This is a genomic window from Streptomyces sp. NPDC057616, assembly GCF_042800575.1.
Lineage (GTDB): Bacteria > Actinomycetota > Actinomycetes > Streptomycetales > Streptomycetaceae > Streptomyces.
Window position 1 is genome coordinate 70,720 of record NZ_JBHVGU010000044.1, and the last position, 8,736, is coordinate 79,455.

Consider the following 8,736-nt stretch of genomic DNA (forward strand, 5'->3'; position numbering starts at 1 on the left):
CCGTACGGAGGCCGTGTGCGCGGCCCGGGTGACGTCGGTCTTCCGTGCCGCTCGTCAGTCGCCGGTGGCGCCGTCGATGCGCTCGCGCAGCAGGTCGGCATGGCCGTTGTGGCGCGCGTACTCCTCGATCATGTGGGTGTAGATCCAGCGCAGGTTGAACTGCTCGCCGGTGCGCCGGTGCCGGCCCACGGACAGGTCGTCCAGGCCGAAGCGGGCGGCATGGCGCCGCGCGGCCTCGATCTCGGCCTGCCAGGTGGCGGACGCCTCCGCCCAGGTGTCGGCCGGGGTGAGACGGAAGTCGCCGTCGGGATCGGCGTCGCTGTAGTAGATCGCCCCGGCCTGCTCGTCCGTCTCGTTCGCCAGGACGCGGCGGAACCAGCTGCGCTCCACCTCCGCCATGTGCCGCACCAGCCCCATCAGCGACAGGGTGGAGGGCTCCACCGACGCGGTCCGCAGCTGTTCGTCGGTCAGGCCCTGGCACTTCCAGGCCAGGGTCTGCCGGTGGTAGTCCAGCCAGCCCTCCAGCATGCTGCGTTCGTCGGCGGTGGTGGCGGGTTCACGGCGCTCGGTGGTCATGAGCGCATCCTGTCCCGCCCGCCCCTGACGCACCAGCGGTTTTCACCGGCCGAGCATCCCGTCCAGCAGCTCCTGAAGGCCCGCCCGGACCTCGGCGAGGCCCGGCGCCTCGGCGCTGAACGACCCGGCCACACAGGAGAACATCAGCCCGTCCGCCCAGGCCACCAGGGAGAGGGCGTGCCGGGCGGGATCGGCCGAGCCCATCGCGGTGACCAGGCCGGTGAGCTGATCGCGGAAGCGGGCCCCGGCCGCGTCGAAGTACGTGCGCAGCTCGGGGCGGCGGGTGGCCTCCAGGGCCAGTTCGTAGCGGGCCAGCGTCAGGTCGCGGTTGCGGGTCAGGGCGCGGTGCGTCGCCAGGGCCAGCGCGTCCACCAGTCCGGCGGACCCGGCCGCCGGGTCCGGCATCTCGTGCAGCGCCAGCACCCGCGCCTCGCGTTCGGCCAGCCGGCGCACCGCGAGCTCCAGCAGCGCCTGCCGGGTCCGGGCCACGTTCGACGTGGAGCCCTGCGGGAGCGCCGCCGTCTCGTCGACCGCCCGGTGGGTGAGCCCCCGCATGCCGCGCTCGGCGAGCAGCGCGAGCGCGGCGTCGGCGACGAGGTCGGCGCGGGAGGCACCCGGGGTGCCCGCGGGGGCGGAGGTCGGCATGGAGGCCAACCTACCCGCCGCACTACGTCTGTAGTACGGTCGAGGCGGCGGAACACTACAGCTGTAGTAACCCGGGGACGGGACACGAGGAGGAGCCATGGCACAGTCCGGGCGGGTCGTCGTGATCGGCGGCGGCATAGGCGGCCTGACCGCGGCGGTGGCGCTGCACCGGCGCGGCCGGCGGGTCACCGTGCTGGAGCGGGCCGACTCGCTGGAACCGGTCGGCGCCGGCATCTCGCTGGCCCCCAACGCCCTGCGTGCCCTCGACGTGATCGGCCTCGGCGACGAGATCCGCGAACTCGCCGCCTGGCAGGGCGACGGGGGACTGCGCACCCCGGGCGGACGCTGGCTCTCCCGCTCCGGCGCGGACGCGGCGGCCGAGCGCTTCGGGGGCCCGCTCGTCCTGCTCCACCGGGCCACGCTCGTGGCCGCCCTCGCCGCCCGCCTCCCGGACGACGCCGTCCGCACGGCGGCCGGAGCGACCCTCGTCGACGCCGGTGACGCCGGCCGCCCGGCCCGCGTGCGCACGCCCGACGGCGAGTGGGAGGCCGACCTCGTGGTGGCGGCGGACGGCATCCACTCCGCCGTACGCCGCACGCTCTTCCCCAAGCACCCCGGACCCGTGTACTCCGGCTTCACCACCTGGCGGGTCGTCGTCCGGGTGCCGGACGCCGAGTTCGCCCCGCACGAGACCTGGGGGAGGGGCCGCCTGTGGGGCACCCAGCCCCTCAAGGACGGCCGGGTCTACGCCTACGCGGCCGCCCTCGTCCCGGCCGGAGCACACGCCCCGGACGACGAGAAGGCCGAACTGCTGCGCCGCTTCGGCGACTGGCACGACCCGATCCCCGCCGTCCTCGCCGCCACCCGCCCCGAGGGCGTCCTGCGCCACGACGTCCACCACCTCGCCGAGCCGCTGCCCGCCTTCCACCGCGGCCGGGTCGCCCTGCTCGGCGACGCCGCGCACGCCATGCCGCCCATGCTCGGACAGGGCGGCAACCAGGCCGTCGAGGACGCGATCGTGCTCGCCCACCACGACGGCGACCTCGCCGCCTACACGGCGGACCGGCTGCCCCGTACGACCGCCGTCGTACGGCAGTCGGTCAGGGCCGCCCGCCTCAACCTGATGACCAGTCCCACGGCGATCGCCCTGCGCGACACCGCGATCGCCGCCCTGTCCCGGGCGGTGCCCGGGCTCCTCCTGCACGGCTTCGACTCGGTAGCCGGCTGGCGGCCGCCGCAGCAGCCGTATGCTTCCGGCAGCACACCGGCAGGCAAGCGCCAGAGGAGACCACCCCGTGAAGGTCGGCTGCATCGGACTCGGTGACATCGCGCAGAAGGCCTACCTTCCGGTGCTCGGCGCCCTGGCCGGCATCGAACTGCATCTGCAGACCCGGACGCCGGCCACGCTCGACCGCGTCGGCGACGGCCTCCATCTGCCGGCGGACCACCGGCACGCCACCCTGGACGCGCTGCTCGCCCAGAACCTGGACGCCGCGTTCGTGCACGCCCCGACCGCCGTGCACCCGGAGATCGTGGCGCGGCTCCTGGAGGCGGGCGTGCCGACCTACGTCGACAAGCCGCTCGCCTACGAACTCGCCGACTCCGAGCGGCTGGTGCGGCTCGCCGAGGAGCGCGGGGTCTCACTCGCCGTCGGCTTCAACCGGCGCCACGCGCCCGGGTACGCGCAGTGCGCCGACCACCCGCGCGAGCTGATCCTCATGCAGAAGAACCGGATCGGGCTGCCGGAGGAGCCGCGCGCGATGATCCTCGACGACTTCATCCACGTCGTGGACACGCTGCGCTTCCTGGTGCCCGGGCCGGTCGACGACGTGACCGTGCGCGCCCGCGTCGAGGACGGGCTGCTGCACCACGTGGTGCTCCAGCTCTCCGGCGACGGGTTCACCGCGCTGGGCGTGATGAACCGGCTCAGCGGTTCGGCCGAGGAGATCCTGGAGGTGTCCGGGCAGGACACCAAGCGGCAGGTGCTCAACCTCGCCGAGGTCGTCGACCACAAGGGCCAGCCGACGGTGCGGCGGCGCGGCGACTGGGTGCCCGTGGCCCGGCAGCGCGGCATCGAGCAGGCGGTGCTGGCCTTCCTCGACGCCGTGCGCGCGGGCAAGGTGCTCAGCGCCCGGGACGCGCTGGCGACTCACGAACTGTGCGAGCGGGTGGTACGTGCGGTTCAGGACCGGGCCGCCTGAGCCGGACGGCCCGAGCGCCCTCGCTCGCGCACCAGACGGCGAGCACGAGCAGCGCGACGTCCACCGGCCAGTCACCGTAGCGGACGTACGGCGTGACCCCGTGGGCCAGCGGGATGTCGAACACCTCCGCGCTGCTCGCGTCCGTGCCCAGCCACGAGCCGATCCGCTGCCCGCCGGGCCCGTACACCGCCGAGACCCCGGTCAGCGTCGCGTGCACCATGGGGCGGCCGGTCTCCGCGGCGCGCAGCGCGGCGATCGACGCATGCTGCTCCGGGGCCCAGCTGTGCTGGAAGGTCGAGGTGGCCGACTGAGCTATCAGCACCTCCGCGCCGTCCTGGGCCAGATGCCGGCTCATGTCGGGGAACGCCGACTCGAAGCAGACCATCGGCCCGACCCGCAGCCCGTGCCCGACGTTCATCACGACCTGTTCCGTGCCGCGCCTGCGGTCCTCGCCCGCCGCCTTGCCGACCGAGGTCGCCCAGCCCAGCACCGAGCGGAGAGGGATGTACTCGCCGAACGGCACCAGCCGCATCTTGTCGTAGCGGTCGCCGGTCGGGCCGTCCGGGCCGACCAGCACCGAGCTCTTGTAGATGCCCGGCTTGTCGGAGCGCCGCGCGTCCACGTTGACCAGGATGTCGGCCCCCGTCGCGCGGGAGAGCGCCGCGATCCGCCGGGCCAGGTCGGGCCGGTCGCCGAGGTCGAAACCGACGCTGCTCTCGCCCCAGACGATCAGGTCGAGGTCGCGTCCGGCGAGCCGCCGGGTCAGCTGCTCCTCGCGGGCGAAGCGCTTGTCGCCGCTGGCGGAGCCGTCCACTATGCCGGGCTGCACCACGGCGATCCGCACCCGGCCGTTCACGTCCGGGCGCGGGGACCACACCCAGGCCGCCGAGGTCGCGGCGGCCGTCGCGACCAGGCCCGCCACGGCCGGCATCCGCGCCTCGCGCACCGACACCAGCACGGCCACGGAGACGTTGACGGCCACCACCAGGAAGCTGAGCAGCCATACCCCGCCGACCGAGGCGAGCCGCAGCGCGGGCCCCACCTGCCACTGGCTGGAACCGAGCATGCCCCAGGGGCCGCCCAGGCCCTGCCAGGAGCGGACGAGCTCCACCGCCAGCCACCCCGAGGGCAGCACGACGAGGGCGGCCAGGCCCTGGCCCGGCCCCGGCGACCCGCCCAGGAAGCGCCGCACCAGCCAGCCCCACGGGGCCCACAGCGCGCCCAGCAGCACCGCGATCAGGAAGATGAACACGTGCAGGCTCGGCAGCAGCCAGTGGTGCACCGCCAGCAGATAGCCGAAGCCGCCGCACCAGCCGTCGTAGGCCGCCCGTTTACCGGTCGGCGCCGAGCGGATCAGGACGATCAGCGGGACCAGGGCGACGTAGGCGAACCACCACAGCGACGGGGCGGGAAAGGCGAACACGGGCAGGGCGCCCGCCATCGCCGCGACCGCGGAGCGGCGCCACGGGGAGGCGAGCCAGTGACCGAAGGACTTCATACGGAGCCTCCCTACCCGCCAGGTGGCTCCAGTGTGCGTGGTTTCGCTGATCGTGGACAGAGGACCCGGCCTCAGCCCGCCGCGCCCGCCCCCTGCGGGGCCGGGAGGCTGCGCCATTTCTCCTGCACGACGACCTCGGTCAGCCGCCAGCCGTCGTGGGTGCGCAGCAGGGCGAAGGCGTAGCGGCCGCCGCACACGAAGTCGGGGGTGGCCGGGCCGGCGCCGTCCGCCGTGAACCGCATCGGGTTGACGTAGTCGGCCCGCACGCGCGCGATGTCGCCGGTGTCCTGCTCCAGGATGTCGAACCGCACCCGGCGGTTGACGATCAGATGCTGCCGCATCGGGAACAGCTGGAGGCTCTCGGCGAGCCAGGAGGCCACGTTCCCGGCGCTTCCCTCGATGCCGCCGGCCGAGCGGTAGTCGGCCCGCCCCTCGGGCGTGAACAGCCTCCGGTACGCCTCCCAGTCGCCGTCGTCCACGGCCGCCGCGTAGTCGGTGACGACTTCGTCGACGGCCAGCCGGTCCATCACGGTCGCGAGCTCCACGCGCTGGGTCATCGGCTCAGTGTTGGGCATGGGGCGGGCCGGGCCAAGGGGCTGCGCGCCACCAACACAAGTTCCGCGTCCGAGCGGGCCGTTCACGGCCCCGGACGCCGGGTGCGGCTTCCTATACTGACCGGATGATCACCGCTGCGCTCGGCGCGCTCGAAGTGGCCATGGTCCAGTCGGGCGCCCGGCCCGAGGACACGCTCCGGGACACCACCGCCTTCGCCCGGCGCCTCGAGGAGCTCGGCCTGCGGCGCCTGTGGTACGCCGAGCACCACCACTCCCCGGCCATCGGGGCGTTCCCGCCGGTGGTCCTGGGGGCGCACGCGGCGGCCGTGACGTCCACGCTCCGCCTCGGCTCCGGGGGTGTCCTCGCCCCCAACCACGCCCCGATCATGCTGGCCGAGCAGTTCGGCACGCTCGCCGCGCTGCACTCCGGCCGGATCGACCTGGGCATCGGCCGCGGCCCCGGCACCTTCGACGAGCCGACGGCGCAGGCGCTGCGGCGGGGTGCCGGGCCGGCGACGGACGAGGAGTACCGCGCCGACGTGGCCGAGACGCTGCGTCTGCTGGTGGACGAGGTCGGCCTGCGGCCGCTGCCGGAGCCGTGGCTGCTGGCGTCGAGCACGGCCGGTGCGGCGCTCGCCGCCGAGCTCGGGCTGCCGATCGCCTTCGCGCATCACATCCGTCCCGACAACACGCGGGCCGCGCTGGCGCATTACCGCGAGCACTTCGCGCCGTCCCGCTGGTGCGCGCGCCCGCGCGTGCTGGTCTGCGTGGAGACGGTGTGCGCCGAGACGCAGAAGGAGGCGGACTGGCTCGCGGGCCCGATGGACGTCGTCAAGTCCGGGCTGCTGAAGGGCCGTGCCGACCTTCCCTTCCCCACTCCGGAGGAGGCGGCCACCCATCCGTTCACGGCGGAGGAGAAGCAGGCGCTGGCGGCCTTCCGCGCCCAGCAGGCCTACGGTGCGCCCGGCACCGTGGCCGAGCGTCTGGCGGAGCTCGCGGCTGCGACCGCGGCGGACGAACTCATGCTGGCGACGCCGGTCTACGCGCTGGCCGACCGCCTGCGCTCGTACGAACTCGTGCGGGAGTACGCCGTCATGCCGCCTCGATGACGTCTCCGCGGATCGCGGCCGCCCACTCGACCACCAGCAGCTCGTACTCGGCGCGCTCCTGCTCCGACAGCGTGCCGCCCGCGCGCATCCACAGTGCGCGGATCTGCTCGTTCACCTCGGCGGCGGACCGTAAGCGTACGGAACCAGGGGTATTGGAGTCGGGGGACATGTGCACAAGCCTAGGGGGAAGGACTGACAGTGCGCTACCGGACGGCTACCGAGGCCGTATTAGATGGGTCACGGAATCCCCCTGTGCGGCGGCCGGGATCTTGAACGAGCCCTCGCCGCAGGGGTGTTGAGCGCTCAGTCCGCCGACTCCGCCGCGTGCGGGCTCAGTACGCCCGCCGTGACGAGCGCGATGATGACGACGCCGAGGGCGACGCGGTACCAGACGAACGGCATGAAGCTCCTGGTCGAGATCCACTTCATGAACCAGGCGATGACGGCGTAGCCGGACGCGAAGGCGATCACCGTCGCGAACAGCGTCGGGCCCCAGGAGACATGGTCGCTCTCCATGGCGTCCTTCAGCTCGAACAGGCCGGAGGCCAGCACCGCGGGAATGGCGAGCAGGAAGGAGTAACGGGCCGCGGACTCCCGCCTGTAGCCCATGAACAGGCCGCCGCTGATGGTCGCGCCGGAGCGGGAGACGCCGGGGATCAGGGCGGCCGACTGGCACAGGCCGTAGATCAGGCCGTCCTTCACGCCGAGGTCCTCAAGTGCCTTGCGCTGCTTGGGCGCACGGTGCCGGCCGCCCGTCTCGTCGCGGGCCGCCAGCCGGTCGGCGACACCGATGACCAGACCGACGACGATCAGCATGGTCGCGGTGATCCGCAGATCGCGGAACGGCCCCTCGATCTGGTCCTTGAACAGCAGCCCGAGCACGCCGATCGGGATCGAGCCGACGATCACCAGCCAGCCCATCTGGGCGTCGTGGTCCTTGCGCATCTCCTTGCTCGCCAGCGAGCGCGCCCACGCCGAGACGATCCGCCCGATGTCCTTGCGGAAGTAGATCAGCACGGCCGACTCGGTGCCGATCTGGGTGATCGCGGTGAAGGCCGCACCCGGGTCCTTCCAGCCGGAGAAGGCGGCGGTCAGCCGCAGATGCGCGCTGGAGGAGACGGGAAGGAACTCGGTCAGCCCCTGGACGAGTCCGAGGACGAGGGATTCAAACCAAGACATGAGGTTTCGGAGTCCAAGTGCTGGGCGTGGCAGGGTGCCGGGCGCACCGCACCACCGGGCGGGGTGATCACCGGCAGCGTAACGTCCTCAAATGACGCGCCCGTCACAGGGGTTCGGCGGCTCAGGCCGCGCTCGGGCCCGCGACCGTCCAGCCCTCGGCCTGCGGATGCGCCGTCAGGTCCTCGTGCCGCACCGCCTCGCCGCAGGCGCGGCAGGTGACGACGGGGACGAGTTCGTGCCCGCAGACGTGCTCGATCACCATGGGGCGGCCGTCCTCCGCGCGAAGGTGCTTGTCCCCCCACTCCATGAGCGTCATCAGGACCGGCTCCAGGTCGAGCCCCGCCTGGGTCGGCCGGTACTCGAAGCGCTGCGGCCGCTCGCTGTAGACGCGCTTGGTCAGGACGCCGGCGTCGACGAGGCGGCGCAGGCGGGTGGCCAGGATGTCGCGCGGGGCGCCGATGTTGCGCACCAGCTGGTCGAAGCGGCCGTTGCCCAGGCACACCTCGCGCAGCACCAGCAGCGAGTACTTCTCGCCGACGAGCGCCAGGGTGTCGGCGATGGAGCAGGGGCGCGGATCTTTCGGGGCGGCCATGGCGACCAGTCTAGGGGAGGGTTTGATTTTCCAACTCACAGGGCTATGGTGAGTTCGGATTTCCTACTCACCAGTAGTCGCCCACCGCTCGTCATGGAGGCCCGCACATGCGTGACGCAGTCATCGTCGAAGCCGTACGCACCCCGATAGGCAAGGGCAAGCCAGGCGGCGCCCTCGCGCACGTCCACCCCGTCGAGCTCCTCGCCCACACCCTGCGCACCCTGGTGGAGCGCTCCGGCGTCGACCCGGCGCTGATCGACGACGTCATCGGCGGCACCGTCGACCAGGTCGGCGAGCAGGCCATGAACACCACCCGCTACGCCGTGTTGTCGGCGGGCTTCCCGGAGACCATCCCGGCGACGACCGTAGACCGCCAGTGCGG

The 8,736-nt window shown here is 73.1% G+C and carries 10 protein-coding genes and 1 pseudogene; 4 read left to right on the forward strand and 7 right to left on the reverse strand.

The annotated features are described in order from the left end of the window. Positions 1-54: 54 nt before the first annotated feature. The gene (locus tag ACFU97_RS38780; RefSeq protein ID WP_384266017.1) at positions 55-576 is read right to left on the reverse strand and encodes a DinB family protein; all 522 of its coding nucleotides are present in this window, start codon (positions 574-576) and stop codon (positions 55-57) included. A gap of 42 nt (positions 577-618) precedes the next feature. Further along, positions 619-1,221, reverse strand: coding sequence for a TetR/AcrR family transcriptional regulator (locus tag ACFU97_RS38785; RefSeq protein WP_384266019.1), 603 nt, complete (start codon positions 1,219-1,221; stop codon positions 619-621). Positions 1,222-1,318: 97 nt separating this feature from the next. Between ACFU97_RS38785 and ACFU97_RS38790 the strand changes: the two genes are divergently transcribed. Both ACFU97_RS38790 and ACFU97_RS38795 read left to right on the forward strand, forming a co-directional pair. Further along, positions 1,319-2,545, forward strand: a complete 1,227-nt coding sequence (locus ACFU97_RS38790; RefSeq protein ID WP_384266022.1) for an FAD-dependent monooxygenase — start codon at positions 1,319-1,321, stop codon at positions 2,543-2,545. Next, the gene (locus tag ACFU97_RS38795; protein ID WP_384266024.1) at positions 2,517-3,422 is read left to right on the forward strand and encodes a Gfo/Idh/MocA family protein; all 906 of its coding nucleotides are present in this window, start codon (positions 2,517-2,519) and stop codon (positions 3,420-3,422) included. The genes ACFU97_RS38790 and ACFU97_RS38795 overlap by 29 nt, the downstream gene beginning before the upstream one ends. On the opposite strand, the gene lnt is transcribed toward ACFU97_RS38795, so the two are convergent. After that, positions 3,346-4,920, reverse strand: a complete 1,575-nt coding sequence (gene lnt / locus ACFU97_RS38800; RefSeq protein ID WP_384266026.1) for an apolipoprotein N-acyltransferase — start codon at positions 4,918-4,920, stop codon at positions 3,346-3,348. The genes ACFU97_RS38795 and lnt overlap by 77 nt on opposite strands. A gap of 71 nt (positions 4,921-4,991) precedes the next feature. Then, a complete protein-coding gene (locus tag ACFU97_RS38805) occupies positions 4,992-5,477 on the reverse strand; it encodes a nuclear transport factor 2 family protein (protein WP_384266028.1) in 486 nt (161 codons plus the stop codon). A gap of 122 nt (positions 5,478-5,599) precedes the next feature. Between ACFU97_RS38805 and ACFU97_RS38810 the strand changes: the two genes are divergently transcribed. Then, on the forward strand, positions 5,600-6,583 hold the full coding sequence (locus ACFU97_RS38810) for an MsnO8 family LLM class oxidoreductase (RefSeq protein WP_384266031.1): 984 nt from the start codon (positions 5,600-5,602) through the stop codon (positions 6,581-6,583). Here ACFU97_RS38810 and ACFU97_RS38815 read toward each other — a convergent pair. From ACFU97_RS38815 to ACFU97_RS38825, 3 genes are all read right to left on the reverse strand, one after another. Next, positions 6,567-6,752, reverse strand: coding sequence for a hypothetical protein (locus tag ACFU97_RS38815; protein WP_384266033.1), 186 nt, complete (start codon positions 6,750-6,752; stop codon positions 6,567-6,569). The genes ACFU97_RS38810 and ACFU97_RS38815 overlap by 17 nt on opposite strands. 134 nt (positions 6,753-6,886) lie before the next feature. Continuing rightward, positions 6,887-7,762 carry an undecaprenyl-diphosphate phosphatase gene (locus tag ACFU97_RS38820; protein WP_384266036.1) on the reverse strand — a complete coding sequence of 292 codons (876 nt, stop codon included), beginning with the start codon at positions 7,760-7,762 and terminating at the stop codon, positions 6,887-6,889. 121 nt (positions 7,763-7,883) lie between these two features. Next, on the reverse strand, positions 7,884-8,354 hold the full coding sequence (locus ACFU97_RS38825; RefSeq protein WP_384266039.1) for a winged helix-turn-helix transcriptional regulator: 471 nt from the start codon (positions 8,352-8,354) through the stop codon (positions 7,884-7,886). Between the two features lie 107 nt (positions 8,355-8,461). On the opposite strand from ACFU97_RS38825, the pseudogene ACFU97_RS38830 reads away from it, so the two are divergent. Then, positions 8,462-8,736: pseudogene (locus tag ACFU97_RS38830) on the forward strand (steroid 3-ketoacyl-CoA thiolase); the annotation flags it as partial.